General features: G+C 65.3%; 30 protein-coding genes and 1 pseudogene. 22 read left to right on the forward strand and 9 right to left on the reverse strand.

The genetic code is table 11. From position 1 onward, the window contains the following. Positions 1-167: 167 nt before the first annotated feature. From ccmA to XI03_RS08655, 5 genes are all read left to right on the forward strand, one after another. Positions 168-770, forward strand: a complete 603-nt coding sequence (gene ccmA / locus XI03_RS08635; RefSeq protein WP_271591876.1) for a heme ABC exporter ATP-binding protein CcmA — start codon at positions 168-170, stop codon at positions 768-770. A 76-nt stretch (positions 771-846) separates the two neighbouring features. Beyond that, entirely contained in the window at positions 847-1,515 is a 669-nt protein-coding gene (gene ccmB, locus XI03_RS08640; protein WP_095425485.1) for a heme exporter protein CcmB, read from the forward strand. Positions 1,516-1,606: 91 nt separating this feature from the next. Further along, a complete protein-coding gene (locus XI03_RS08645; RefSeq protein WP_271591877.1) occupies positions 1,607-2,401 on the forward strand; it encodes a heme ABC transporter permease in 795 nt (264 codons plus the stop codon). After that, positions 2,398-2,580: a heme exporter protein CcmD gene (gene ccmD, locus XI03_RS08650; protein WP_018318888.1), complete on the forward strand. Its 183-nt coding sequence runs from the start codon at positions 2,398-2,400 to the stop codon at positions 2,578-2,580. The genes XI03_RS08645 and ccmD overlap by 4 nt, the downstream gene beginning before the upstream one ends. Next, positions 2,577-3,170, forward strand: a complete 594-nt coding sequence (locus tag XI03_RS08655; protein WP_028139236.1) for a DsbE family thiol:disulfide interchange protein — start codon at positions 2,577-2,579, stop codon at positions 3,168-3,170. The genes ccmD and XI03_RS08655 overlap by 4 nt, the downstream gene beginning before the upstream one ends. Positions 3,171-3,306: 136 nt before the next feature. On the opposite strand, the gene XI03_RS08660 is transcribed toward XI03_RS08655, so the two are convergent. Both XI03_RS08660 and ftsY read right to left on the reverse strand, forming a co-directional pair. Next, positions 3,307-3,909 (reverse strand): septation protein A, encoded by a 603-nt coding sequence (locus XI03_RS08660; RefSeq protein WP_028139237.1) that lies wholly within the window; start codon positions 3,907-3,909, stop codon positions 3,307-3,309. Positions 3,910-3,912: 3 nt separating this feature from the next. Then, positions 3,913-4,860: a signal recognition particle-docking protein FtsY gene (ftsY, locus tag XI03_RS08665; protein ID WP_028139238.1), complete on the reverse strand. Its 948-nt coding sequence runs from the start codon at positions 4,858-4,860 to the stop codon at positions 3,913-3,915. A 60-nt stretch (positions 4,861-4,920) separates the two neighbouring features. Here ftsY and XI03_RS08670 point away from each other — a divergent pair, with 60 nt between their 5' ends. Continuing rightward, positions 4,921-5,622 carry an RluA family pseudouridine synthase gene (locus XI03_RS08670; RefSeq protein WP_028139239.1) on the forward strand — a complete coding sequence of 234 codons (702 nt, stop codon included), beginning with the start codon at positions 4,921-4,923 and terminating at the stop codon, positions 5,620-5,622. Positions 5,623-5,831: 209 nt separating this feature from the next. Next, positions 5,832-6,941 (forward strand): DUF2336 domain-containing protein, encoded by a 1,110-nt coding sequence (locus XI03_RS08675; RefSeq protein WP_271591878.1) that lies wholly within the window; start codon positions 5,832-5,834, stop codon positions 6,939-6,941. Positions 6,942-7,142: 201 nt separating this feature from the next. Here XI03_RS08675 and mtaB read toward each other — a convergent pair whose 3' ends face one another. Further along, positions 7,143-8,396, reverse strand: coding sequence for a tRNA (N(6)-L-threonylcarbamoyladenosine(37)-C(2))-methylthiotransferase MtaB (mtaB, locus tag XI03_RS08680; protein ID WP_271591879.1), 1,254 nt, complete (start codon positions 8,394-8,396; stop codon positions 7,143-7,145). Next, positions 8,396-9,271, reverse strand: coding sequence for a diaminopimelate epimerase (dapF, locus tag XI03_RS08685; RefSeq protein ID WP_271591880.1), 876 nt, complete (start codon positions 9,269-9,271; stop codon positions 8,396-8,398). The genes mtaB and dapF overlap by 1 nt, the downstream gene beginning before the upstream one ends. Before the next feature lie 256 nt (positions 9,272-9,527). Between dapF and XI03_RS08690 the strand changes: the two genes are divergently transcribed. Next, complete coding sequence (locus tag XI03_RS08690) at positions 9,528-10,307, forward strand: GyrI-like domain-containing protein (RefSeq protein ID WP_271591881.1); 780 nt, start codon at positions 9,528-9,530, stop codon at positions 10,305-10,307. A gap of 5 nt (positions 10,308-10,312) precedes the next feature. Then, positions 10,313-11,029, forward strand: a complete 717-nt coding sequence (locus XI03_RS08695) for an SIMPL domain-containing protein (RefSeq protein WP_271591882.1) — start codon at positions 10,313-10,315, stop codon at positions 11,027-11,029. A gap of 185 nt (positions 11,030-11,214) precedes the next feature. On the opposite strand, the gene XI03_RS08700 is transcribed toward XI03_RS08695, so the two are convergent. Continuing rightward, positions 11,215-12,279, reverse strand: coding sequence for an MBL fold metallo-hydrolase (locus XI03_RS08700; RefSeq protein ID WP_271591883.1), 1,065 nt, complete (start codon positions 12,277-12,279; stop codon positions 11,215-11,217). Between the two features lie 435 nt (positions 12,280-12,714). Between XI03_RS08700 and ffh the strand changes: the two genes are divergently transcribed. The 7 genes from ffh to XI03_RS08735 all read left to right on the forward strand — a co-directional run bounded on the left by ffh (position 12,715) and on the right by XI03_RS08735 (position 18,642). Beyond that, positions 12,715-14,262 (forward strand): signal recognition particle protein, encoded by a 1,548-nt coding sequence (gene ffh, locus XI03_RS08705; RefSeq protein WP_271591884.1) that lies wholly within the window; start codon positions 12,715-12,717, stop codon positions 14,260-14,262. Between the two features lie 85 nt (positions 14,263-14,347). Further along, the gene (gene rpsP / locus XI03_RS08710) at positions 14,348-14,680 is read left to right on the forward strand and encodes a 30S ribosomal protein S16 (protein ID WP_008133080.1); all 333 of its coding nucleotides are present in this window, start codon (positions 14,348-14,350) and stop codon (positions 14,678-14,680) included. Between the two features lie 9 nt (positions 14,681-14,689). Then, positions 14,690-15,241, forward strand: coding sequence for a ribosome maturation factor RimM (gene rimM, locus XI03_RS08715; protein WP_212428919.1), 552 nt, complete (start codon positions 14,690-14,692; stop codon positions 15,239-15,241). A gap of 117 nt (positions 15,242-15,358) precedes the next feature. Then, positions 15,359-16,114, forward strand: coding sequence for a tRNA (guanosine(37)-N1)-methyltransferase TrmD (trmD, locus tag XI03_RS08720; protein WP_271591885.1), 756 nt, complete (start codon positions 15,359-15,361; stop codon positions 16,112-16,114). Between the two features lie 108 nt (positions 16,115-16,222). Next, on the forward strand, positions 16,223-16,603 hold the full coding sequence (gene rplS / locus XI03_RS08725) for a 50S ribosomal protein L19 (protein WP_028139249.1): 381 nt from the start codon (positions 16,223-16,225) through the stop codon (positions 16,601-16,603). Positions 16,604-16,931: 328 nt separating this feature from the next. Continuing rightward, positions 16,932-18,338, forward strand: coding sequence for a 3-isopropylmalate dehydratase large subunit (gene leuC, locus XI03_RS08730; RefSeq protein ID WP_028139250.1), 1,407 nt, complete (start codon positions 16,932-16,934; stop codon positions 18,336-18,338). A 94-nt stretch (positions 18,339-18,432) separates the two neighbouring features. Continuing rightward, on the forward strand, positions 18,433-18,642 hold the full coding sequence (locus XI03_RS08735; RefSeq protein WP_097669021.1) for a hypothetical protein: 210 nt from the start codon (positions 18,433-18,435) through the stop codon (positions 18,640-18,642). A gap of 54 nt (positions 18,643-18,696) precedes the next feature. Here XI03_RS08735 and XI03_RS08740 read toward each other — a convergent pair whose 3' ends face one another. Beyond that, complete coding sequence (locus tag XI03_RS08740) at positions 18,697-19,242, reverse strand: hypothetical protein (protein ID WP_271591886.1); 546 nt, start codon at positions 19,240-19,242, stop codon at positions 18,697-18,699. A 178-nt stretch (positions 19,243-19,420) separates the two neighbouring features. On the opposite strand from XI03_RS08740, the gene XI03_RS08745 reads away from it, so the two are divergent. Beyond that, positions 19,421-19,720 carry a DUF1330 domain-containing protein gene (locus XI03_RS08745; protein ID WP_095425494.1) on the forward strand — a complete coding sequence of 100 codons (300 nt, stop codon included), beginning with the start codon at positions 19,421-19,423 and terminating at the stop codon, positions 19,718-19,720. A 4-nt stretch (positions 19,721-19,724) separates the two neighbouring features. On the opposite strand, the gene XI03_RS08750 is transcribed toward XI03_RS08745, so the two are convergent. Together XI03_RS08750 and XI03_RS08755 are read right to left on the reverse strand one after the other, a co-directional pair. After that, entirely contained in the window at positions 19,725-19,979 is a 255-nt protein-coding gene (locus XI03_RS08750; protein WP_038972637.1) for a hypothetical protein, read from the reverse strand. Between the two features lie 47 nt (positions 19,980-20,026). Then, positions 20,027-20,302, reverse strand: a complete 276-nt coding sequence (locus XI03_RS08755; protein ID WP_212477418.1) for a hypothetical protein — start codon at positions 20,300-20,302, stop codon at positions 20,027-20,029. 156 nt (positions 20,303-20,458) lie between these two features. On the opposite strand from XI03_RS08755, the gene XI03_RS08760 reads away from it, so the two are divergent. The 4 genes from XI03_RS08760 (at position 20,459) to XI03_RS08775 (ending at position 23,053) form a co-directional block, all read left to right on the forward strand. Beyond that, on the forward strand, positions 20,459-20,857 hold the full coding sequence (locus XI03_RS08760) for a metallopeptidase family protein (RefSeq protein WP_028139256.1): 399 nt from the start codon (positions 20,459-20,461) through the stop codon (positions 20,855-20,857). 81 nt (positions 20,858-20,938) lie between these two features. After that, the gene (leuD, locus tag XI03_RS08765) at positions 20,939-21,544 is read left to right on the forward strand and encodes a 3-isopropylmalate dehydratase small subunit (protein WP_008539074.1); all 606 of its coding nucleotides are present in this window, start codon (positions 20,939-20,941) and stop codon (positions 21,542-21,544) included. Positions 21,545-21,623: 79 nt separating this feature from the next. Beyond that, positions 21,624-22,409: a hypothetical protein gene (locus XI03_RS08770; RefSeq protein ID WP_271591887.1), complete on the forward strand. Its 786-nt coding sequence runs from the start codon at positions 21,624-21,626 to the stop codon at positions 22,407-22,409. 224 nt (positions 22,410-22,633) lie between these two features. Beyond that, positions 22,634-23,053 (forward strand): hypothetical protein, encoded by a 420-nt coding sequence (locus tag XI03_RS08775; protein WP_028139258.1) that lies wholly within the window; start codon positions 22,634-22,636, stop codon positions 23,051-23,053. A gap of 27 nt (positions 23,054-23,080) precedes the next feature. Here the strand turns inward: XI03_RS08775 and XI03_RS08780 are convergent, their stop codons facing one another. After that, the gene (locus XI03_RS08780; protein ID WP_271591888.1) at positions 23,081-25,165 is read right to left on the reverse strand and encodes a TonB-dependent receptor; all 2,085 of its coding nucleotides are present in this window, start codon (positions 25,163-25,165) and stop codon (positions 23,081-23,083) included. A 580-nt stretch (positions 25,166-25,745) separates the two neighbouring features. Here XI03_RS08780 and XI03_RS40485 point away from each other — a divergent pair. Continuing rightward, positions 25,746-25,927: pseudogene (locus XI03_RS40485) on the forward strand (hypothetical protein); the annotation flags it as partial. Positions 25,928-25,935: the final 8 nt, after the last annotated feature.

A 25,935-nucleotide genomic window follows, 5' to 3' on the forward strand; every position in this document is an offset into this window, starting at 1 on the left:
GCAGGGGCAGGTTGAGTTGCTGCATCAAGTAGTTCCGGGCTTATAGAAGCTTTCTAACCGCGCCGCCACAGCCACAATCGTACCGCAGCATTCGCGAGCCAAAAATTCCCATGCGCTACCCCAAGTTTTCCTGAGGCCCGGCTTTGAGCGGGGTGGCACGAAGCAAGATGCAGCTTTCTGGACGCGGGATCGTTTGCGTGCGCGGCGGCCGCGAGGTGTTTGCCGGGCTCGATTTCGAGGCCGTCGCCGGCGAAGCGGTGGCGGTCGTCGGCCGCAACGGGTCGGGCAAGACCTCGTTGCTGCGGTTGATCGCGGGCCTGCTGGTTCCGGCGGGCGGCACGATCGTACTGGACGGCGGCGACGCTGAAATGACGCTGCCGGAGCAGTGCCACTATCTCGGCCATCGCGATGCCCTGAAGCCTGCGCTCAGCGTGGCCGAAAACCTGACATTCTGGGCCGATTTCCTTGGGGGAGAGCGTTTTGACTTCGCCCAGAGCCTCGCCACGGTGGGGCTCGAACATGCCACCCACCTCCCCGCCGGCTTCCTGTCGGCCGGCCAGCGCCGCCGGTTGTCGCTGGCGCGCCTTTTAACCGTGCGCCGCCCGGTCTGGCTGCTGGATGAGCCGACCAATGCGCTGGACGTAACCGGACAGAACATGTTCGGCGGCCTGATGCGCGAGCACCTGTCGCGCGGCGGCCTGATCGTCGCGGCGACCCATGCGCCGCTGGGGATCGATTCGCGGGAGCTGCGGATCGGGGGTGTGGCGTGAGGATGACGGACCCTCAGATTTCCACACGGTCGGACCCGGTCCCACCTGTCCGCCCCTGCCCCGCAGGAGCCACCCCATGACCGCCCTCTCCGCCCTCGTCCGCCGGGACGTCAGGATCGCGCTCCGCGTCGGCGGCGGGGCGCTGATTGGCGTGCTGTTCTTCCTGACCGTGGTGGTGCTGATGCCGTTCGCGGTGGGGCCGGACCTGGCGCTGCTGTCGCGGCTGGGGCCGGCCATCCTCTGGCTCGGCGCGCTGCTGGCGAGCCTGCTCACCCTCGACCGGCTGTTCATGGCCGATCACGAGGACGGCTCGCTCGACCTGATCACGATGAGCCGGACGCCGCTGGAACTCGCCTGCGCCGCCAAGGCGCTGGCGCATTGGCTGGCCGCCGGCCTGCCGCTGATTGTCGCAACCCCCGTGCTCGGCCTGTTGCTCAACCTCGACATGGTCGCGACCGGCGCGGTGGCGCTGACACTGTTGGCGGGCACCCCGGCCCTGACCTTCACCGGCATGATCGGCGCGGCGCTGGCGGTGACCCTGCACCGCGGCGGGCTGCTGATGGCGGTGCTGGTGCTGCCGCTGTCGATTCCCGTGCTGATTTTCGGGGTTGCGGCCTCGCAGGCCGTGATCGTCGGTCCGATGTCGTTCGGCGCACCGTTCTCGATCCTGTGCGCGCTGTCCCTGGTCAGCCTCGTGATTGGCCCCTTCGCAGCCGCAGCGAGCCTGCGGCACGGGCTCGACTGAGATGCGCTGGACTGACCTTGACCCCGATCAACTTTCGTCCCTCGCTTTCGTGCTGATTGCCTGAGCGGCCACCGATGATTATCAGGGTACCATGACGCTGATCGACCTCGCCAACCCCACGCGGTTCCTCGCGCTGACAGCGCGGGTCCTGCCGTGGCTCGCGGCCGCGACCGTGCTCCTTCTTGCAATCGGTCTCTATCAAATCGCGCTGGCGCCCGACGACTACCAGCAAGGCGCGACCGTGAAGATCATGTTCATCCACGTGCCCAATGCCTGGCTGTCGATGTTCGTCTGGGGCGTGATGAGCATCGCCTCGCTGGGCACGCTGGTGTGGCGGCATCCGCTCGCCGACGTCGCCGCCAAGGCCGCAGCGCCGATCGGCGCCGCCTTCACCTTCCTCGCACTGCTGACGGGCTCTCTGTGGGGCCGGCCGATGTGGGGCACCTATTGGGAGTGGGATGCGCGGCTCACTTCGGTGCTGATCCTGTTCCTGATGTATCTCGGCCTGATGGCGCTGTGGCGCGCCGTCGACGATCCCTCGCGCGCCGCACGCGCCGCCGCGGTGCTGACCCTGGTCGGCGCGCTCAACCTGCCGATCATCAAGTTCTCGGTCGACTGGTGGAATACGCTGCACCAGCCGGCCTCGGTGATGCGCATGGGCGGCTCGGCCCTCGACAAATCGTTCCTGATTCCGCTGCTGGTGATGGCGATCTCCTTCACGCTGCTGTTCGTCACGCTGCATCTGGCGGCGATGCGCAACGAAATCCTGCGCCGCCGGGTCCGCTCCCTGCAAATGATGCAGGCGAGCCGTGTCGCGTTCTCGAACGAAATGGGCACCGGTTCGCGCGGACAAAACGCGTCGAAAGAAATTGGGGCCGCAGGATGATGTCGCTCGGTCCTTATGCATCCTTCATCGTGACGTCCTATGCCGCAGCGGCCCTCGTGGTCGCGATCCTGATCGGCTGGATCGTGCTCGACTATCGCAACCAGACGCAGCGCCTGCGCGAGCTCGACCGCAGCGGCATCACCCGCCGCTCCGGCCGTAGCGCCATGGACGCATCATGAACGAGCAATCGACCTCCGCAGCGCCGCAGCGCCGCACTTTCCTGATGGTGCTGCCGCTGATTGCGTTCATTGCACTGGCACTGCTGTTCTGGTTCCGGCTCGGCAGCGGCGATCCCTCGCGGATTCCCTCCGCGCTGATCGGTCGTCCCGCGCCGCAGACGGCGCTGCCGCCGCTCGAGGGATTGCAGATCGACAATGCGCAGGTGCCGGGCCTCGATCCCGCCGCATTCAAGGGCAAGGTCAGCCTGGTCAATGTCTGGGCATCCTGGTGCGTGCCCTGTCATGACGAGGCGCCGCTTTTGACCGAGTTCGCCAAGGACAAGCGCTTCCAGCTCGTCGGCATCAACTACAAGGACGCGTCCGACAATGCGCGGCGCTTCCTCGGGCGCTACGGCAACCCGTTCGGTCGCGTCGGCGTGGATGCCAACGGCCGCGCCTCGATCGAATGGGGCGTCTACGGCGTGCCCGAAACCTTCGTCGTCGGCCGCGAAGGCACCATCGTCTACAAGCTGGTCGGCCCGATCACGCCGGACAATCTGCGCAACGTGTTGTTGCCGCAGATGGAGAAGGCGCTGGGGGCGGGCTCGTAAGGCAGCTCGTGCCCCGGACGCAGCGCAGCGATCCTTCGTCGATGCGCTGCAGAGCCGGGGCCCATCTCGCCACGGCCGCATTGCCGGAAAGAGCCTGGGTCCCGGCTCGCGCTTCGCGCGTCCGGGACACGAGAGCTTACCCCTTCCTGACATCCCCCGCGTCCGCCTCGCTCGCTTCCAGCGACGCCGGCTCGAGGTGGTAGCGCTTGGTCAGCGGCATCTGGGCGATGGCGAAGACCATGGTCAACGGGGTCACGCCGAACACCTTGAAGTTCACCCAGAAGTCGGTGCTCTGGGTGCGCCAGACGATCTCGTTCAGCACCGCCATGCCGGCAAAGAACAGCGCCCAGCGCAGGGTGAGGATGCGCCAGCCCTGCGGCGTCAGATTGAACATCTGGTCGAACATGACGGCGATGAAGGAGCGGCCGAACAACAGGCCGCCGCCGAGGATCGCAGCGAACAGGCCGTAGATGATGGTCGGCTTGAGCTTGATGAAGGTCTCGTCGTGCAGCACCAGCGTCAGCGTACCGAACACCAGCACGATCACGCCCGTGACGATCGCCATGATCGGAATGTGGCGCGTCACCACATAGGAGGCGACCATCGCCGCCACGATCGCGACCATGAAGGCGCCGGTCGCCGCGAACAGATTGAACTTCGCATTCACGAAGAAGAACACGAGCAGCGGCCCGAGCTCGGTCGCCAGCTTGAACAGCGGATGCGGCTGGGTCTTGTCCATTCTTCAGCTTTCGATTCCGGCAATGGCGCGGGCGAAGTCGCGCGCGGTGAACGGCGCGAGATCGTCGACGCCTTCGCCGACGCCGATGAAATGCACCGGCAGTTTGAACTTCTCCGCGAGCGCCACCAGAATGCCGCCGCGCGCAGTGCCGTCGAGCTTCGTCATCACGAGGCCGGTGACCCCGGCGGTGCGATGGAAGGCCTCGACCTGCGACAGCGCGTTCTGACCGACGGTGGCATCGAGCACAAGCAGCACGGCATGCGGCGCAGTGTCATCCACCTTGCGGATCACACGCACGACCTTTTCGAGCTCGTTCATCAGCTCGGCCTTGTTCTGCAGCCGGCCGGCGGTGTCGATCAGGAGCACGTCGATATTCTGCTCCTTCGCCGCCGTCAGCGCGTTGAAGGCAAGGCTCGCCGAATCCGAGCCCTGCGCGCCCGCGATCACGGGCGTCTTCGTCCGCTCGCCCCACACCTTGAGCTGCTCGATCGCCGCAGCGCGAAACGTGTCGCCGGCGGCCAGCATCACCTTGCGGCCTTCGGAGGCGAATTTCTGCGAGAGTTTTCCGATGGTGGTGGTCTTGCCCGAGCCGTTGACCCCGACCACGAGGATCACGAACGGCTTCCTGGCCGTATCGATCTCGAGCGGCTTTGCCACCGGCGCCAGCACCTTCTCGACCTCGGTGGCGACGACGTCCTTGACCTCGTCCGCCGAGATCGCCTTGTCGTAGCGTCCGGTGCCGACGGCGTCCGCGATCCTCACCGCGACTGACGTGCCGAGATCGGCGCGCAGCAGCACGTCCTCGATGTCGTCGAGCATGGCGCGGTCGAGCTTGCGCTTGGTGACGAGGTCGGCGACCGCGGTCCCGAGCGAGGACGAGGTGCGCTTCAGCCCGTTGGACAGGCGGCGCCACCAGCTCAGCTTGGGGGGATCTGACGTGGTATCGTTCATGGCGGGGGTGTGTTAGCCGTTCCGGCTGCCAAACGAAAGTCTTGACCGAAAGTATTGCAATTGCTCGATGTTCCCCAATTGACGGCCGATGAAATTCTGGCCCGCGTGCTCCATCGCGACGGGCTGATGCTGATCATCGACAAGCCGGCCGGCCTGCCGGTGCATCGCGGTCCCAAGGGCGGCGCCAATCTGGAGGCCTCGTTCGACGCGCTCTGCTTCGGCCTGCCGCGGCCGCCGGTGCTCGCCCACCGGCTGGACAAGGACACCTCCGGCTGCCTCGTGCTCGGCCGCCACCGCAAGGCAACGGCCTCGCTCGGCCTCCTCTTCAAGCATGGCAAGATCGGCAAGACCTACTGGACCGTGGTCGAGGGCGGCCCCGCCGAGGACGAGGGCACCATCGACATGCCGCTCGGCCGGCTCAACGCCGAACGGGGCTGGTGGCAGAAGCCTGATCCTGAGGGACAGAAGGCGATCACGAACTGGAAAGTAATGGGCCGGGGTGACGGTTTCACCTGGCTGGCCATGGAACCGGTGACCGGGCGGACCCATCAATTGCGGGTGCATTCGGCCGCGACCGGCTGGCCGATCTTCGGCGATAACATTTACGGCAACGGCCCGCGTTTCGGCGAGCCAAAGCTGCATCTGCATTCCCGCGAGATCGTGGTGCCGATCTCCCGGAACAAGGAGCCCGTCCGCGTCGTGGCGCCGGCCCCGCCCCACATGCACGAAAAGCTCCGCGCCTGCGGCTGGAACGGGGAATAATCTTTTAGACCCTCAGGGTGAGCAGGCCGCCAAGAAAGGCCCGCATCTCGCCCGCGGCCATCCTTCGAGACGCCCGCTTTGCGGGCTCCTGAGGATGAGGGTCGGCACTCGCCTTCCGCCCATGGTTTACGAAACGTTCAGCGCTCGGCGCTAATGATGACGGTTGCTTAGAACAAGCTTCTGTAACCGCTCAGGACGAGCAAGGCGTGATGTCCAAGGCTGAGCTATCGATCATCGAAGAGGTCGAATCCGCGATTCGCGCAGGCTCGGCGGAAAAGGGCCTGGAAACCGCCCGGCGCGTCACCGATCTGTTCCTCTCCTCCGCAGGCAGTTTCGACGACGAGCAGATCGCGCTGTTCGACGAGGTGCTCGAGCGCCTGATCGGCACCATCGAGCTGCGCGCGCTTGCCGACATGGGCGCACGCATCGCGCTCGCCGAGATCAGCGCGCAGCTGGCGCCGATCGCGCAGGCGCCGCCCTCGGTGATCCGCCGCCTCGCCAGCAATGACGAGATCCGCATCGCCGGTCCCGTGCTGCAGGAATCCGCCCGCCTCGACGACGGCGAGCTGGTGAAGATCGCATCATCCAAGGGCGAGCCGCATCTGCTCGCGATCGCCGGCCGCTGGTGGTTGAAGGAGATCGTCACCGACGCACTTCTGGCGCGCCGCTATCCCAGCGTCAACCGGCGGCTCGCTGCCAATCCCGGCGCGCGCGTCTCCGGAAACGGATTCGCCGTCATAATCGGGCAGGCCGAGGCCGATCCCGAACTTGCCGTCAGCGTCGGCGTCCGCGTCGACCTGCCGTCGGAACTGCGCCGCCGATTGCTGCGCTCGGCCAGCGATGCCGTGCGCGCCCGCCTGCTGTCGCGCGCGCCGCCGCATCTGTTCGAGGAAATCCAGAGCGCGATCGCCGCCGTCACCGTCGGTGTCGATCGCGAGATGTCGGGCGTCCGCGATTTCGAAGGTGCCAAGCGGGCGATTGCAATGCTCAAGGCGACCGGCCAGCTCAGCGAAGCGACGCTGCTCGGTTTCGCCACGCAGCGGCGCTATGAAGAGACCGCCGCAGCGCTGGCCGCATTGTCCGGATCAACCGTCGAGGTGATCCGCCCGCTGATGCAGAGCCTGCGCGACGACGGCTTGCTGGTGCCGTGCAAGGCGGCGCAGCTCAGCTGGGAGACCACGACCGCCGTGCTCGAAAGCCGCTTTGCCACAGGCGCCATGAAGCCGGCCGATCTTGCAAGAGCGCAAGGGCACTTTGCGCGGATGACGCCGGAGAATGCAAAGCGGACGCTGCGCTTCTGGCAGGTCAGGGCGTCGTAGGGGCGCGCTATTTGGGCAGGCATATCCACACCCTCGGTGTCGTCCCTGCGAACGCAGGGACCCATAACCAAGGGAGACGTTTGGCGAAGATTCGGAATTCGGTACTGCGACCATCCGCAACCGATAAATCACGCGGTATGGGTCCCTGCGTTCGCAGGGACGACGCTGGGGATATAGCGCGTCCAACTCGCCGTAGCCCGACTAAGTAGTCAGTCGCTCACCATCGCCGCCAACGATCCGCAGCGACACCACGCTTCCCACCCGCTCGCCAGCGATCGCCACCGGCAGGTAATGCTCCGTGCGGCCCTGGCCCTCACTCTCGATCAGCACATCGCGCGTGGCACCGATTTCGGCTTGCAGCCGCTTGCGTAGCGCCATCTCGCCAGCTGCCCGCAGCCGCGTCGCGCGCTCCTTGATCGCCGGCCCCGCCACCTGCGGCATCCGTGCGGCCGGCGTGCCGGGGCGAGGTGAATAGGGGAAGACGTGCAGGAATGTCAGGCCGCATTCCTCGACCAGATCGAGCGAGCGCGAAAACATCTCCTCCGTCTCGGTCGGGAAACCCGCGATGATGTCGGCACCGAACAGCACATCGGGGCGCAGGCGGCGCACCTGCTCGCAGAACGCGATCGCGTCCTGCCGTGAATGCCGCCGCTTCATCCGCTTCAGGATCATGTCGTCGCCGGACTGCAGCGACAGATGCAGATGCGGCATCAGCCGCGCATCGCCGGCGATGGCGTCAAGCAGATCAGCATCCACCTCGATCGAATCGATCGAGGAGATGCGCAGGCGCCTGAGTTCCGGCACATGCCGCAAGATCTGCTTCGTCAGCATGCCGAGCTTCGGCGCGCCCGGAAGGTCAGTGCCGTAGCTGGTGAGATCGACACCGGTCAGCACGATCTCGGCATGGCCGCGCTCGGCCAGCGTCCGCACCTGCTCGACCACCGCGCCCATCGGTACCGAGCGCGAATTGCCGCGGCCATAGGGGATGATGCAGAAGGTGCAGCGATGGTCGCAGCCGTTCTGCACCTGCACGAACACGCGCGGCAGGCCGCTCGTATAGCCGTCGATGAGATGCGGCGCCATCTCCCTCACGGCCATGATGTCGCTGACGGCGATCTTCTCGCCGGCACCGAGATCGAAGGCATCGCGGGCCTCGCGCCACGTGGATGACCGCATCTTGTCGTCATTGCCGACGACGCGATCGACCTCGGTCATGTCGGCGAACATCGCAGCTTGCGTCTGCGCCGCGCAACCGGTGACGACGATGCGCGCCTCGGGCCGTTCGCGCTTCAGTTTGCGGATCGATTGCCGCGCCTGCGCCACCGCCTCGTTGGTGACGGCGCAACTGTTGATGACGATGGTGTCTGAAAGGCCAGCACCCTCGGCCTCGCGGCGGATCACTTCGGCCTCGAAAGCATTGAGGCGGCAGCCGAAGGTGACGACGTCGACGGCCATCAGGCGGCCGGCGCAAACAGCGCCGGATCGAATCTGCCCTCATATTCGAAGGTCGCCGTGCCCGTCATCAGCACGTGATCGTCGCGTTCGCGCCATTCGATGCCGAGCTTGCCGCCGGGCAGCGTGATCTCGACCTTGCGCTCGGCCCGCTTCAGGCGGGCCGCACCGACGGCCGTGGCGCAGGCCGCCGAGCCGCAGGCCCTGGTCAGGCCGGCACCGCGCTCCCAGGTGCGGATCGTGATGTGCTTGTCATCGACGATATGGGCGAGCGTGATGTTGGCGCGCTCCGGGAAGATCGGGTGGTTTTCGAGCAGCGGACCGAAACGCTCGAGATCATAGGCGTCGACGTCGTCGACCCAGAAGATCGCATGCGGATTGCCCATGCTCAACACGGAGGGCGAATGCAGGATGGGATTGTCGATCGGCCCGATCTGCAATTCGATGTAGCGGGTATCACGGAACTCTTCCGCCAGCGGAATGTCCTGCCAGCCGAACTTCGGCGCGCCCATATCGACGGTGTAGAGATCGGGCGCCGGGCCCTGCCAGGCATTGAGCAAGCCGGCCGCCGTCTCGAACGTCGCGGCGGTCTGCCCGTTCTTCTCGAAGATGCGCCGCACCACACAGCGCATGCCGTTGCCGCAGGCACCGGCCTCGGAGCCATCGCTGTTGTAGATGCGGATGAAGGCTTCGGTGCCGTCGAGCCGCGGCTTCTGCAGCACCATGAGCTGGTCGTAGGCCACGCCACCGTTCGCGGACGCCACCGCGCGGGCGTCGTCCGGCGTCACCTTTGCTGCGGAATCGCGCATGTCGACAACGACGATCTCGTTGCCGATGCCGTTCATCTTGGCAAATGCGTGGTTGGCCAGCGCGCTCATGAAAATTCCCGAATTTCGCCTGTCTTATATGGCGATCCTTGGCGGCTTGGCCAGTGATTTGCCGCCGGGCGCCAGGAGGACTGCCAGGAGGACTGCCATGACGCATCTGTCATGGGACGAATTTGGCACCCACGTGTTAGAACGGCGAAAGTTCGTCGCGAACCGGGATGCGCGGCCGGGCTCAAGCCGGATTAGGCCTTGGTGGGCAAGGTCTTGCTGATGAAGGGCCTTGGTTAAGGCCTTGGGGAGAATAAAAATGATGAGGTTTCGTCGTCTTGCTCTGGCCGCGCTGATCCCGGCAGCGGCCTTGTCGCTTGGCCTGCCCGAGGTTCTGGCGCAAACTCCGAGCCCGGCACCGGCGGCCTCGGCAAGTCCCTCGCCGGCCCCATCGGCTTCTCCCGCCCCGGCCGCGAGCGCCTCGCCTGCCCCATCGGCGACGGCCTCACCCGCGCCGTCGCCTGCCGCCAGCGCGTCGCCGGCCCCGACAACGTCGCCCTCGCCCGCAGCCAGTGCCTCACCCAGCCCCACGGCCCCGCCGCCGGCGGCGGCGGCAACACCTGCCCCGGTGCAGACCGCCGATCCGTTCGGCCTGGAAACCACGCTCGAGGCGAAGAAGGTCGTGATGGTCAAGGGCACTGCCAATTGGGACTCGGCCTTCGACACGCTGATCGACGCTTTCAAGGCGCTGAATACGCTCCTGGACAAGCAGAGCATCAAGCATGCCGGCAATGCGATGATCGTCTACACCTCGACCGACGATACCGGCTTCACCTTCCTTGCCGAGATCCCGGTCGAGCAGGATCCCAAGAACCTGGCCAAGGACATGAGCATCGGCAAGTCGCCGGAGGGCAAGGTGCTGAAATTCGTCCATCGCGGTTCCTACGACAACATGGACAACACCTACGAGGCGATCACCAATCACCTCGACGACAAGAGACTGGAAGCCAAGGACACCTTCATCGAGGAATACCTCACCGATCCACTCAAGACGGCAGAGGACAAGCTCGTGATCAACGTTTTCGTGCCGCTGAAGTGAGACCAATGAAAAAGACTGCCGTACTTGCTACGTCCCTTGCCGCCGTTTTCGCCGCCACGCTGCTGACAACGCCCGCGCTTGCCGATGATTTTCCATCCGCCATTACGGTGAGCGGCGAAGCCAACATTTCTGCGGCGCCCGATCTCGCGCAGATCGACGCCGGCGTCGCCAACGACGCCAAGACAGCGAAGGAAGCATCCGATGCCAACAACGCCGCGATGGGCAAGGTGCTGCTGGCTTTGAAGGGCGCCGGCATCGCCGAGAAGGATTACCAGACCTCGCGGCTGTCGCTGCAACCGCAATACGGCCAGAACAAATCCACCGGCGCATCCCCGGTGGTCGGCTTCCGCGCCAGCAACCGCGTCACCGTAAAAATCCGCGACGTGACCAAGGTCGCCGGCATCATCGACACGCTGGTCAGCGCCGGCGCCAACGACATCGGCAACATCTCCTTCGAGGTGACGCAGGCGTCAAAACTGCTCGACGACGCGCGCGAGCAGGCGGTCGTGGACGCGCGCCGCAAGGCCGAGATCTACGCCAAGGCCACCGGCGTCACGCTGGGCGCTCCGCTCAGCGTGTCCGAGGGCGGCGCCCCGGTGCCGCTGTTCAAGGCGCGGATGGCAACAGCGCCGATGGCAGCACCGCAAGCCGCGGTTGCGCCCGGCGAGGAGACGCTGTCGGTGACGGTGAATGTGAGCTGGGCGATCAAAGCGGGGCAGTAGGCCGAAAGAGGCACGCTGCCCGCTCAAACAACGGTGGTCGTCCCCGCGAAGGCGGGGACCCATAACCACAGGGAGGAGTGTGAGGCAACTCTCCCACTCCGAGTCTTCGCCAAACCACTCCCTGTGGGTATGGGTCCCGGATCTACGCTCCGCTTCGCTTCGCTTGTCCGGGACGACAGCGAGACCTAAATCTCCACCACCTGCCCCGGCTTCATCGCCACGAACTTCTCCTGCGGAATCTTCGCAGCATCCAGCGCCTCGAGCAGCGCCTTGGCCGGCGCGTCGATCGCCTCATCCGTGAGCTGGAACGTGCCGTGATGATGCCCGAGCGCGGCCTCGGCGCCGCAATCGCGTAGCGCCTTCACCGCGTCCTCCGGATTCATGTGCTGGTCGCGCATGAACCAGCGCGGCTCGTAGGCGCCGATGGGGAGAATCGCCAGTCGCAGCTTCCCATGCTTCTCGGCGACACGGCGGAAATGCCGGCCATCGCCATAGCCGGAATCGCAGACGACGTAGATTTTTCCGGCCGGCGTCTCCAGCACGAAACTCGCCCACAGCGCCTTGTTGCGATCGAACATGCCGCGCGCCGTCCAGTGCCGGGTCGGCACCAGGTGCACGGCGATGCCCCCGCCGAGGTCGACGCGGTCATGCCAGTCGAAGGCTTCAACCTTGATCGTGGAATCCCAGCTGCGCATCGTCACGTCGTTGCCGAGCGGGGTCACCACGCGCGGAGCAAAATTCTTGGTGAGCCGCGACAGCGTCGCGATGTCGAGATGATCGTAATGGCCGTGCGAGACCAGCACGACGTCGATCTTCGGCAGCTTCTCGAAGGCGATGCCGGGATCGTTGTGCCGCTTCGGCCCGGCCCAGGCGACCGGCGAGACCCGCGTCGACCAGACGGGGTCGACCAGAATGTTGAGGCCGCCGGTCTGGATCAGCCAGCTGGCATGCCCGACGAAGGAGAGCCGCACCTTGTCGCCGTCGACCCGCGCCGGCGGCGTGTCGGCATGGGGGCTGGGCGCCCAGTCGGGCCAGGTGGCGCGCTGCCGCTTGCCGCCGAGCTGCCAACGCAGCACCTCCCGAAGCGATTTCGGCGGCGCGCCGTCCGGATCGAAGAAGTTCAGACCGTCGAAATGGTCGGAGGCGGGACCGTCGTAGGTTTTCATGCGGGACATCCAAAGGGACGGGACACCGACCAGGGCGCCGGCCCCGGCAAGCAGTCCGAACAGGCGGCGGCGGGTGATCGGCACGGCGGGCTTCAGGACTGGTGGCGGAGGTAAGTCATCACCTTCTATATGGGCGAGGCAAACGGAAAAGGAACCTGCAGTCGAAAGCGACGTATTTTCAAGATGTTACCTTGGCAGAGACATTCCGGCGCCCTAACTTTCCTTGACTTTTGGGCGTGAGCGGCGTTTAACCCCGCCACTTTCTCGGAAAGGCTTTCTTTTCGACCCGCCGACTGGTCCTCGAGGCCGGAGGTCAACGCCCGACAGCGCTGTGCGCCCTCGGGCGTAAAGGTGTTTGGACTTTCTTCTCCCTCGCCCCGCTCTTGCGGGGAGAGGGTCGGGGTGAGGGGCTCTCTCCGCGCATGGTGCGCGTAGACGGTCCCGTACCCCCTCACCCGGATCGCAAGGGCGATCCGACCTCTCCCCGCGAGCGGGGAGAGGTAAAAGAGGACAACGGCATTGTTCGACAATCTGTCGGAACGGCTTGGCGGAATTCTCGATCGTCTGACGGGGCGCGGTGCGCTGACCGAAAAGGACGTCGATGCCGCGATGCGCGAGGTGCGCCGCGCGCTGCTGGAGGCCGACGTCGCGCTCGAGGTGGTTCGCAGCTTCACCGAGCGCGTGCGCGAGCAGGCGATCGGCGCCACCGTCGTCAAGTCGGTCACGCCCGGCCAGATGGTGGTCAAGATCGTCCATGACGAGCTGATCAACACGCTCGGCGCCGAAAGCCAGACCATCGACGTCAATTCCGTGCCGCCGGTGCCGATCATGATGGTCGGCCTGCAGGGCTCGGGCAAGACGACCACCACCGCAAAGCTCGCCCGCCGCCTGGTCCAGCGCGACAAGCGCAAGGTGCTGATGGCCTCGCTCGACGTCTACCGTCCGGCGGCGATGGAGCAGCTGGCCGTGCTCGGCCGCGACCTCGACATTCCGACGCTGCCGATCGTCGCCGGCCAGCAGCCGCCGCAGATCGCCAAGCGCGCGATGGAAGCCGGCAAGCTCGGCGGCTACGACATCGTGCTGCTCGACACCGCCGGCCGCACCACGCTCGACGAAGACATGATGGCGGAAGCGGCTGCAATCAAAGCGGCCGCGAACCCGCATGAAGTGCTGCTGGTTGCGGACTCCCTCACCGGCCAGGACGCGGTGAACCTCGCCCGCGCGTTCGATCAGCGCGTCGGCCTCACCGGCATCGTGCTGACGCGCGTCGACGGCGACGGCCGCGGCGGTGCCGCGCTGTCGATGCGCGCGGTCACCGGCAAGCCGATCAAGCTGATCGGCACCGGTGAAAAGACCGACGCGCTGGAAGACTTCCATCCCGACCGTATCGCCGGCCGCATCCTCGGCATGGGCGACGTGGTGTCGCTGGTCGAGCGCGCCGCCGCCAATATCGACGCGGAGAAGGCCGCGCGCACCGCCGAGCGCATGCGCAAGGGTCAGTTCGACCTCAACGACATGCGCGAGCAGCTGTTGCAGATGGCCAGCATGGGCGGCATCAGCGGGCTGATGGGCATGATGCCCGGCATCGCCAAGATGAAGAACCAGATCGCGGCCGCCGGCATCGACGACAAGATCTTGAAGCGCCAGGTCGCGGTGATCGATTCCATGACGCGCGACGAGCGCCGTCATCCCGATCTGCTCAAGGCCAGCCGCAAGAAGCGTATCGCTGCGGGCTCAGGCCAGAGCGTCGAGCAGGTCAACAAGCTGCTCAAGATGCACCGGAACATGGCTGACGTGATGAAGGCGATGGGCTCGGGCAAGCGCGGCCCGCTCGCCGGCATCGCGCAGGCCATGGGCTTTGGCGGCGGCATGAAGCCGCCCTCGCCGGAAGAGATGAAGGCGCTGCAGGAGAAGATGCAGAGCGGCGGCGGACAGGGTCTGCCCAATTTGCCGAAGGATCTGCCTGCCGGCTTGCGTCAGGGCCTGCCGAATGTGCCAGGGCTCACGGGCCTCAGCGGCAAGCCGATGCTGCCGGGCCTCGGCGGTTTTCCCGGCAAGAAGAAATGAGGAATTCGTCACGAGGGATCGCACGGTCTCGCGCGGCGCGAAAATACCAATCAACCGAACAAACTGTACTTTGAAGGAGAACTGAATGTCCGTCGTTATCCGCCTCGCCCGCGCAGGCACCAAGAAGCGTCCCGTCTATCACGTCGTCGTCGCCGACTCGCGCTTCCCCCGCGATGGCCGCTTCATCGAGCGTCTCGGCTATTTCAACCCGCTTCTGCCGAAGGACAACGAGACTCGCCTGAAGCTCGACATGGACAAGGTGAAGGCCTGGCTCGCCAAGGGCGCGCAGCCGTCCGACCGCGTGGCGCGTTTCCTCGACGCTGCCGGCGTCAAGAAGCGCGAAGCGCGCAACAACCCCGAGAAGGCCGTGCCGCGCAAGGAGCGCAAGGCGCAGGCCGAAGCCGCCGCGAAGGGCTAAGGCTAAATCATGTCGGCGCTGGTCTGCGTCGCGCGGATCGGCGCCGCGCATGGTGTGCGCGGTGCGGTCAAATTGTGGACCTTCACCGAGGATCCCTTTGCCGTCAGGAGCTACGGTCCGCTGCTGTCCAAGGACGGCAAGCGCCAGTTCGAGGTCGCAACGGCGCGCGAGGCAAAAGATCATCTGGTCGCGACGTTCAAGGGCGTCACGACCCGCGATGAGGCCGAGCGCCTCAACGGCATCGAGCTCTACGTCGCGCGCGAAAAACTGCCCGCGACGGATGAGGACGAATATTACCACACCGACCTGATCGGGCTCGCCGCCGTCACCACGGAAGGCGATGCGCTCGGCCGCGTGCTCGCGATCCATAATTTCGGCGCCGGCGACATCATCGAGATCGCTCCACCCAAGGGCACGACGATGCTGCTGCCGTTCTCGAACGCAGTGGTGCCGGAGGTCGATCTCAAAGGCGGCCGCGTCGTGATCGCGCTGCCGCAGGAGATCGAGGGCGATGACAATGATCCCTCCACGAGTCGTCCCCGCGAACGCGGGGACCCATAACCACAGGCCGTGGTTTTTGGCTAAGCTGATGGCTCCAGCCATCGCAAAACTGGCTGCGGTGGTTATGGGTCCCGGATCTGCGCTGCGCTTGTCCGGAACGACGAGAATTGAGATCCGATGACAACCCCCTCACCCTGGCGCGCGACGGTGCTGACGCTGTTTCCGGAGATGTTTCCGGGGCCGCTCGGCGTGAGCCTGGCCGGCCGGGCGCTGGCCTCCGGGCTGTGGGAGATCGAGGCGCGGGACATCCGGGCGTCCGCCACCGACCGCCACCGCAGCGTTGACGACACCCCGGCCGGCGGCGGGCCGGGCATGGTGCTGCGGGCGGATGTTCTGGCGGCGGCCATCGATGCCGCCGAGATCGCCCCCGAGCGGCCGCGGCTGCTGATGAGCCCGAGGGGTCGGCCATTGACCCAGGCCCGCGTCACAGAGCTCGCCCAGGGCCCCGGCCCCCTGATCGTCTGCGGGCGCTTCGAGGGGATCGACCAGCGGGTGATCGACGGGCGGGGCCTGGAAGAGGTCTCGATCGGGGATTACGTGCTGTCCGGGGGCGAAATCGCCGCTTTGGCCCTGATCGACGCCTGCGTGCGGCTGCTGCCGGGCGTGATGGGCAAGGAGGCCTCGGGAACCGAGGAGAGCTTCTCCGACGGCCTGCTCGAATACCCCCAATACACCCGGCCGCAGCTGTTCGAGGCCGCTCCGATCCCTGATATCCTGACCTCGGGCGACCACGCCAAGGTTGCCAGCTGGCGACGGGCGCAATCGGAGGCCCTCACGGCGGCCCGGCGGCCGGATTTATGGGCCCAGATCCCCCCCAAGGCCCCGAATCGGGCGGGACGCCAAAAAACGCCAAAAAACAAGACAGACGGGTGACAAACGCTCCGGCTTGCCTTATAGGAGCGGCCACATCCGCAATAGCTGGATAGACGAATTTCGCGCAGCCCCCGATCTGCGGCTGGGCGCGCCGATGGAGATTTACCCATGAACCTGATCAAGCAGCTCGAGCAAGAGCAATTCGACAAGCTGTCCGCTGGCAAGGACATCCCGGAATTCGGTCCCGGCGACACCGTGATCGTCAACGTGAAGGTCGTCGAAGGCGACCGCACCCGCGTGCAGGCCTATGAAGGCGTCTGCATCGGCCGTTCCGGCGGTGGGCTCAACGAGAGCTTCACCGTCCGCAAGATCTCCTACGGCGAGGGCGTGGAGCGCGTGTTCCCGGTGATGTCGCCGATGATCGACTCGATCAAGGTGGTGCGCCGCGGCAAGGTGCGTCGCGCCAAGCTCTATTACCTCCGCAGCCTTCGCGGCAAGTCGGCCCGCATCGTCGAGAAGCAGGACCGCCAGACCGCGGTCGGCGAGTAAGCTCCGCCCCATCAGGCAAGTTTTCGAAAGCGCGGGGCTCGGCTCCGCGCTTTTTTGTTGCGTCAGCCGTGCGCGTCAAACCACTCGCGCTTCCAATTCGGCCTGCTATATATTCTTGGAATGTTTCCAGATCCGGCCAGCCTCGCCCCCGTCAAGCGCATCGTCATCGACGATCGCTCGCGGCTGCCTGGCCGGTTCTTCGGACGCTTCGCGACCTCGGCAACGTCAGAGCTTACGCGCGCAGCCTAAAAGCTGCGCTGACGATTTTGTTGCCCGCGCGCCGCGCGCGCCTATCCGCTGACACAACGTTCTTTCGGAGCTGACGCTCATGTCCAAGCCGACCACATTGTACGACAAGATCTGGAACGACCATCTGGTGCACGAAGCCGAGGACGGCACCTGCCTGCTTTATATCGATCGCCATCTGGTGCACGAGGTGACCTCGCCGCAAGCGTTCGAAGGCCTGCGCGCGACGGGGCGCAAGGTTCATGCGCCCGAGAAGACGCTCGCCGTGGTCGACCACAACGTGCCGACCACCGATCGCACAAAGCCGAATCCCGATCCTGAAAGCATCGAGCAGATCAAGGCGCTGGCCGAGAACGCCAAGGAATTCGGCATCGAATATTACAACGAGTTCGACAAGCGCCAGGGTGTCGTCCACGTCATCGGTCCCGAGCAGGGCTTTACCCTGCCCGGCACCACCATCGTCTGCGGTGACAGCCACACCTCGACGCATGGCGCGTTCGGCGCGCTCGCGCACGGCATCGGCACTAGCGAGGTCGAGCACGTGCTGGCGACGCAGACGCTGATCCAGAAGAAGGCGAAGAACATGCGCGTCACCGTCGATGGCAAATTGCCCGACGGCGTGACGGGCAAGGACATCATCCTCGCCATCATCGGCGAGATCGGCACCGCGGGCGGCACCGGCTACGTACTGGAATACGCCGGCGACGCCATCAGCGCGCTCAGCATGGAAGGCCGCATGACGGTCTGCAACATGTCGATCGAAGGCGGCGCGCGCGCCGGCCTGGTCGCGCCCGACCAGAAAGCGTTCGACTTCCTGCGCGGCCGCCCCAAAGCCCCGAAGGGCGCCGACTGGGACGCGGCGATGCGCTACTGGGAGAAGTTGCGCTCCGACGAGGGCGCGCATTTCGACAACGAGCTGCGCCTCGATGCCGCCAAGCTGCCGCCGATCGTGACCTGGGGCACCAGCCCTGAGGACGTCATCTCCGTGACCGGCATCGTGCCCGACCCTGACAAGATCGCGGACGAGGCCAAGCGTCTCTCCAAGCACCGCGCGCTGAAGTACATGGGCCTCACCGCGGGCACCAAGATCACCGACATCAAGGTCGACCGCATCTTCATCGGCTCCTGCACCAATGGCCGCATCGAGGACTTGCGCGCGGCGGCGAAGATTGCCGAAGGCAAGACCGTCTCAGCGCATGTCAACGCCATGGTCGTGCCGGGCTCCGGCCTCGTGAAGGAGCAGGCCGAAGCCGAAGGTCTGGATAAGATCTTCATCAAGGCCGGCTTCGAATGGCGCGAGCCCGGTTGCTCGATGTGCCTCGCGATGAACCCGGACAAGCTGGCCCCGGAAGAGCGCTGCGCCTCGACCTCGAACCGCAATTTCGAGGGCCGCCAGGGCTTCAAGGGCCGCACCCATCTGGTGTCGCCGGCGATGGCGGCAGCGGCGGCGATCGCGGGTCATTTCGTCGACGTCAGGGACTGGCGCTAAGCCGGTCCCTGCAATTGTAGCGATCGCGGCAAACCGCCGTTAAACGATCGCCTGACACTCTCGTCCTCGCGAGGTTTTCGCGAGGACGCGCGCCATGGCCAACAAGCCTGAATATGTCGACCTGATCGGCGAGGCCACGCGCCAGCACCGCCGGCGCGCGCCGCGCCTGCACATCGTCGCCAAGCCCGAGATCGAGGAGATCTCGAAGCTCAGCCGCTGGCCGCCTGCGATGTTCAAGCAGTGGAAGGTCGAGACCCTGATGCGGTGGAAGTCAGCATCGTGGAAGCTGAAGGATTGGCTTTAGGCCACCGGATAAACAAAGGGCGCCGCTAAGGCGCCCTTTTCGCTTCGATCGTGCTTACCAATATCGATACGGATGGTGCCAGCGATGCCAGCGGCAGATGCGGCGCGGGCCGTAATAGGTCCAGATGACCCGGCAGCGGCGCGGATGATGGTAGTAGGGATAATAGCCGCCGACATAATAGCGCCGGTGGAAGTGGCGATGGCCGTAGTGAGGCCGATAGATCCCGTAGCGATGAAATCCGCCGTAGCGGTGAACGCCGCCATAGCGATAGCCGCCGCCATGGAAGGCCGGCGCAGCACGGAAGCGGCCGATATGGCCGCCATGGAATCCACCGCCGCGGAAACCGCCGATATGTCCTCCGCCACCGCGGAAGCCTCCACCACCGTGAAAATGCCCGCCACCGCCATGTCCACCGCCGCCGTGGCGAACCTTCGTGACGAGGTCGTCGGCCGCGGCCTTCGTCGCAGGTGACGTCGCCGGATTGATCAAGGTCAGCGCTTCAGCACGACGCGCGGTTCCGGCCGACAGCATCAGCGTCGCCGCAGCTGCAATCCCGAGCAGGCGCATCGGGCCTGCCCGGAGACCCAAACTCCTCAGCATGGACTTCTCCCTGAATCTGGACAGCGGAGTGGCGATGCTCGTTCCCGGCCCGCGTCATCCCTGTTCAATTGCAGTCGCTCCCGGGGTTAAATTGCGGACAGCGATGTGAACGCGCCATGAATGAACGAGGCGGGCGCCGCGCTGCGGCGCTGTGCCGCTAAGGGAAGGAAGTCTTGAGATGACCGTCTACGCGATTGCACAATTGAAGATGACCGACCGCGCGGCCTACGATCGCTATCAGGCGCGGTTCTTCGATGTGTTCAGGAAGTACAATGGGCGGCTGCTCGCTGCCGATGAGCGACCGCGCGTGCTCGAAGGGGCGTGGCCGCACGACAAGCTGGTCATGATGTCGTTTCCGGACGAGGCCGCCTTCCTCGCCTTCTCGAACTCACCCGACTACGAGGAGATTTCGCGCGACCGCAAGGCGGGCGCGCAGGCGACCGTATTACTGGTCAAGGGATTTGCGCCCGCCGGCTAGGACGTCACCAGAACGGCCCGTAGCCGAACACGAACGGCGCGGGCACGCGGTAGGGATAAGGACGGTAGTGGACCGGCCGCGCGTAATAACGGGGATCATGGCGCACGATGGGCCGCGCAATGCCATGGGTTCGTGCGTGTCGTCGCACGTCGAAGACGGCGATCCCGGCCGAGGCCTCCGCCACCCTCGGCGCCGCGGACGCGCGAGGCAGGCCCGCGGCAAGCGCGACGACAACGGCCAATGCAAACCATCTCGCCATGACGCCCCCTTGAGGCTCCCGCGCTGCGCGCGAGCGTCGAACCGGCATCAGCCGCGGCGCCAGTAGCAGCTCATCCGCGGCACGATCACCGTGCCGCTCGGCCGGTATTCCTGCACATAGGTCGCGTTGCATTCGCGGACCGCGTCGGGACCGGGATTGTAGCGCGGATAGACGCCGTCAGGACTGTAATAGGGCGTGACGCGCAAGCGCGGCGGCCGCTTGCGCGGCGGCGGGGCATCAGGCGAGGCTGCCTGGGCGAGGCGAATCTCGGAGCCGGCGGTCTGCGCCTCGGCGCCAACGCAAAACGGCGAAAACAACCCCATGCACAGTAGCGTCAGCGCTGTTTTCGCTCGCATTTTTCCGCCCACCTGAAACGTCCCATTCGAGGCCCACGCTCCCCGTTTTGGCGGCGCCCGTCAACCTCGCCGCGCTTTATAAAGCGGGATGCATCAGCGGGAAACCCGCGCTAAGAGAGCCTCATGTGGACGGAATTGAAAGCGCCTTCGCTGGCCGAGATGGAAGCGACGGCACACGACATCTTCGAGCGCCTGCCGGCGGAATTTCGTAGGCTGTGCGAGGGCGTGATCCTCCGCGTCGACGATTTCCCGACCGAGGAGGTCCTGGACGAAATGGAATGCGAGAGCGAGTTCGACCTGCTCGGCCTGTTCCAGGGCGTCGGCCTGCCGCAGCAGAGCCTTGGCGACGTGGCGCGGCTGCCCAACATGGTCTGGCTCTACCGCCGGCCGATCCTGGATTACTGGGCCGAGCACGACGAGAGCCTCGGCCATATCGTCCGCCACGTCCTGATCCACGAGATCGGCCACCATTTTGGCCTCTCGGACGACGATATGGCGGCGATTGAGGCTCAGGCAGAGTAGACCTGCCCAATTCGGCCTAGGATTCCGGCCCCGATCGCGATAAATACCTGTTCCCCTAGACCCATCCGGGAAAGCGCAACCATGGACAAGTTCACCACGCTGGAAGGCGTCGCGGCGCCGCTGAAGATCATCAATGTCGACACCGACATGATCATTCCGAAGCAGTACCTCAAGACCATCAAGCGCACCGGACTTGGCAAGGGGCTCTTCTCCGAGCAGCGCTACAAGGACGACGGCAGCGAGAATCCGGATTTCGTCCTCAATCAGCCCGCCTATCGCAATGCGAAGGTGCTGGTTGCCGGCGACAATTTCGGCTGCGGCTCGAGCCGCGAGCACGCGCCCTGGGCGCTGCTCGACTTCGGCATCCGCTGCGTGATCTCGACCTCGTTCGGCGACATCTTCTACAACAACTGCTTCAAGAACGGCATTCTGCCGATCCGCGTCAGCCAGGAAGACCTCGACAAGCTGTTCGACGATGCCGAGCGCGGCGCCAATGCGACGCTGACGATCGACCTGCCGAACCAGGAGATCCGCGGCCCCGACGGCGGCAAGGTCAAGTTCGAGATCGACCCGTTCCGCAAGCACTGCCTGATCAACGGCCTCGACGACATCGGCCTCACGATGGAGAAGAAGGCCTCGATCGACACCTATGAGGACAAGCTCAAGCGCGAACGCGCCTGGGCCTGAGCTTGCGTCTTCATTCAGCCCCGGTGCCGACTGCGCCGGGGCTTTTTCTTTGCCTCGCTTATCCCGGATAGCTCGCCGCATGCTGCCCGACATCGTCACCTTCTGGCATGGCCCGATGGATGCGCTGCGCCAGACCTGTCTGCGCTCGCAGCTGGCGGCCGGCCACAAGGTCACGGTCTATAGTTTCGACACCATTCCCGGCCTGCCCGCCGGCGTCGCAAACGCGGACGCCGAAGCGATCCTGCCGCACGCGTTCTCGGAACGCTTGCGGCCGCCACAACCGGATGGAAGCTGGCGCGACTGGACCACGCTGCAGTTCAGCGATTTCTTCCGCATGAAGCTGATGGCGAAGGATCTCGGCCTCTGGCTCGACGCCGATGTGCTGCTCTTGAAGCCGGTCGAGATCGATCCGGCAAAACCCTACTTTGCCTGGGAGCGGCCACGCCAGCTCGGCAATTCCGTGATCTACCTGCCGCCCGGGCACGGCATCGTCGCCGCCTTCGAGGAGCTGATGGAGCAGGAGGAGCTGACGCCGAACTGGCTGTCGGTCCGCCATCGCATCACCTTCATGATGCGCCGCCTGCGCGGCAGCTCGAACCGCCTCTCCGATATCCGCGTCGCGATCTTCGGCCCCGCGGCACTCACCGCGCTCGCGCGCCGCACCGGCGAGCTCGCTTGCGCGCTGCCGAAGCAGTCGTTCTACGCCGTGCATGCGGAACCAAAACTGTTCTTCGATCCCTCGAGCTATCTCGACCTCGTCACCAGCCCCGAGATTATCGGCCTGCACATCTCGCCCAAGGGCCGCGGCGGCGAAAAGCCGATTCCCGGCAGCCTGTATGCCTGGGCGGCGGAGCGGTTTGCTTAGCTCTCGTGCCCCGGACGCTGCGCAGCACCTCTTGGTGATGCGCTGCTGAGCCGGGGCCCAGTAACGTGGCGAGATGGGTCCCGGCTCTGCGGAGCGGCACTTCGCGCCGCACCGCGTCCGGGACACGCGATCAATCTCGCTCGATCGAGTTTGATCCAGCGCAACGCGCCCCTGCATCATTGTGCTTAATTCGCTCCAATTCCGCTGTCCGAAGGGAGCTTTCCATGAGCACCGCAAGCAGGCCATATCCCATCGTCCAGGACCTCATCGACTCCTTTGCGAGCTGGCTGAAGCACCGCCGCGAGCTGAACGAGATGCGGCAGCTCGATCGCGCCGATTTCGACCGGATCGCGAGCGACTTGAGGATCGCGCCTGACGATCTCGAGGAACTGGTCCGCCACGGCAAGCATTCTGCCGACGAGCTGCCAATGATGCTGCAGCAGCTCGGCATCAGCGCCGAAGGCCTCGGCCGCGCGCAGCCGCTGCTGCTCCGCGACATGGAGCGGGTCTGCTCGCTCTGCAACAACAAGGGACAATGCGACCGCGATCTCGCAGAGGGCACCGCCGCGGAGAATTATCACGGTTACTGCGGCAATGCCGCGACGCTGGAATCGCTCGACCGCGCCGATGTCGCGCCGCGGTGAGGCGGCGCAACGCCGGCTCATTCCGCGTCAGAAGTCAACCGACATCGATAGCCACAGCGTCCGCGGCATGCCGCTGATCACATAGCCGGTCGGATTGCCGATCCAGTAGCGATTGTCGAACAGATTGGTGACGGACCCGCGGAACGTGGTCGGCCGCCCAGCCAGGCTGGTAGCATAGCGTGCCCCGAGGTCGAAGGTCATCCACGCGGGGACGCTCTGGATGTTGTCGGTGCTGACATAGGCCCGGCTGGTGTAGATCGTGCGAGCCGTCGCCGTCAGCCCAGGCAGGAAGGGCGCATCCCACTCGATACCAAGATTGCTCTGCCAGCCCGGAGCACCGACCGCATGATTTCCGTCATGGAGGTGCCCTTCGGTCTTCGTGAGCCGTGCATCGAGATAAGTCACGCCGCCCAGAACCCGGATCCCCGGCGCCACTTCGCCGAAGGTGTTGAGCTCGACGCCGCGGTTTCTCTGTTCGCCGTCGAGGTTGTAGATCTTGGTGACGGGATCGACGACGCCGCTCGGCAGGCTGATCTGGAACGCCGCCAGGCTCGCGCCGAAGCGACCGAGATCGAGCTTGGTGCCGACCTCGTATTGCCTGGTCTTGAAGGGAGCGAACACCGCGTTGGTGTTGGCTGCGCCGGCCGGCGGCGTGGGACCGGGCGAAAGACCTTCGATGTAGCTGGCGTAAAAGGACACTTCCTTGATCGGTCGCACCAGCAGGGCCACGGAGGGCGACGTCGCGCTCTGGTCATAGTGGGCGGTCTCCAGACCGCTCGCGGGATCAAAGCCGTTCGCAATGACCTGCTGCTGTCTGGCGCCGACGGTCACCTGAAGCATCCCGTTCATCATCGAGAGCGTATCGGCAACGCCGACGCTTCGCAGGCCGAGAAAGTCGGATTTGCCTTCGGCGAAGGACGACACCGGTGTGCCGGGGCTCGCCAGCAGCGTGGGTGTGTAGATGTTGGTGAGATAGTTCCCGTAATTGGTCTGACCGAGCCAGTCGGTTCGGTTCAGGACACTGCCGCTGACCACGACTTCATGCCCGACCGGGCCTGTATCGAAGCGCGCCCGAACACCGGCTTCGCCAGACACGGCCTCGGACTTCCCGGTCTGGAAGCGCGACGTTGAAAGTGCGTCGCCCGAGGTCGTGAGGATCGTCGCTCCCGGCGCCTCCCGCTTGTCATAACCGAATTGGTTGGCGCCGATGGCGCCGAACATGGTGACGTTGTTGGACAGGTCGTATTCAGCGCGCGTCAGCCCCGTGAGGCTCTTCGCGCGGGCATAGTCGAAGGGCTGGGCGAGATTGATGCGAGGATCCGGCGCATTGGGCACCGCGATGCCCTTGACCGGCGTATAGCCGCGCGCCGCAGCTTTCATCCAGTCGTCCTGATAGATGACATCGGCCGACCACCGAAAGCGCTCGCCGCGGTAGTCGACACCGAGCGAACCGACACCGTCACGCACCGATTGGCGGTCGATCGTGGTGTCTCCACCATTGAACCCGCCATTGAACCGGACGCCCCATTCCTTCTGATCCCCGTAGCGGCGCGCCACGTCGACCTCCGTGCCAAAGCGGGCATTCGACATGTAGCCGACGGTCAAGCGCGTCAGATCTTCGTAAGCACGTTTGGTCACGACATTGACGCTACCGCCGATGCTTCCCTGCGGGGCCATGCCGTTGAGGAACGCGCCCGGGCCCTTGAGCAATTCGATACGCTCGATCGGCGCCGGGTTGACACGATAGGCCGGCACCAGACCGTACAGCCCGTTCAACGCGATCTCGCTGTTCTCGACCCGGAAGCCGCGAATGGTCAGTGCGTCATAGCGGTTGCTGCTGCCGATTGCCGCGCGGACCGACGGATCGGAATTGGTCAGAACCTCGGCGACGCTGGTCGCCTGCTGGTCACGGATGGTCTTCTCCGTATAGCTGGCGAGACTGTATGGCGTATCCATGTAGTCTTTGTTGCCGAGCAGGCCGAGCTGGCCACCTCGCGCGACTTGTCCGCCGACATACGGTACCGGCAACGCGGCCCGCTGCGCGCCGACCGTCGCAGGTGCGCTTGCTGCCGGCGCGCTCGCGGGCCGATCGGCCTGGCGCCTCGCGCGCACTGCATTCGATGAAGGTTGCCTCCGGGCAGGCACAGCGCGGCGCTCCGGCGCAGATACGGCAACCGGAGGAAGCGACTGTCCGGGTCCGGTCGACGGTTGAACGTTGGATTGCTGTGCGAATGACGATGTCGTGGTCAGCAGCATCGATACGGACACGAGCAAAAATACGCGCGTGCCGTTCCAATCGTGAATCATAGTACCCCGGAGTCTTTTCTTATTGATGCCCCGTCTCATCACGCCGACGAGACAAGAAGTGCAATAAACAGCCAGGCGAGCATCGCCAAATAGAAGGTATCTGAAATAGAAGGCATCTAATGTATTGAGCGAGATCTCGGCGCGAGACGCAGACGAGAGCGTTGTCGACTGACGCTTTGATTTCACGCGGCGTCCAACGTTGGCAGGCGCGAAACATCAAATTCACGCGTGCATTCGCACGAGGTGCTTCCGCGCAACATCACCTCAGAGCGCGCACCGAGAGGTCGCGGCGCGACGGATGCGGGTGATTGCCACAGTCCGTCGGACGAAGGAGTCGAGACGCGAGATGACGTTGTTGGACGCAAGAAGGACTCGTCGCACGACGGGGTGTCAGCGCGCACAGCCGCAATTGCTGCCCGACAGGAAGCGGGTCTGCCCGCTGTGCAATCACAAGGGACAGTGCGATCGCGATCTCGCCGACGGCACCGCGCGGAGAACTATCACGGCTATTGCGCCAACGCCTCGACACTGGAATCGCTCGACCGGGCCAAAGTCGCGCCGCGGTGAGCGGCGCA

This window comes from Bradyrhizobium sp. CCBAU 65884, assembly GCF_028128835.1.
GTDB classification, from domain to species: Bacteria; Pseudomonadota; Alphaproteobacteria; order Rhizobiales; family Xanthobacteraceae; genus Bradyrhizobium; species Bradyrhizobium ottawaense.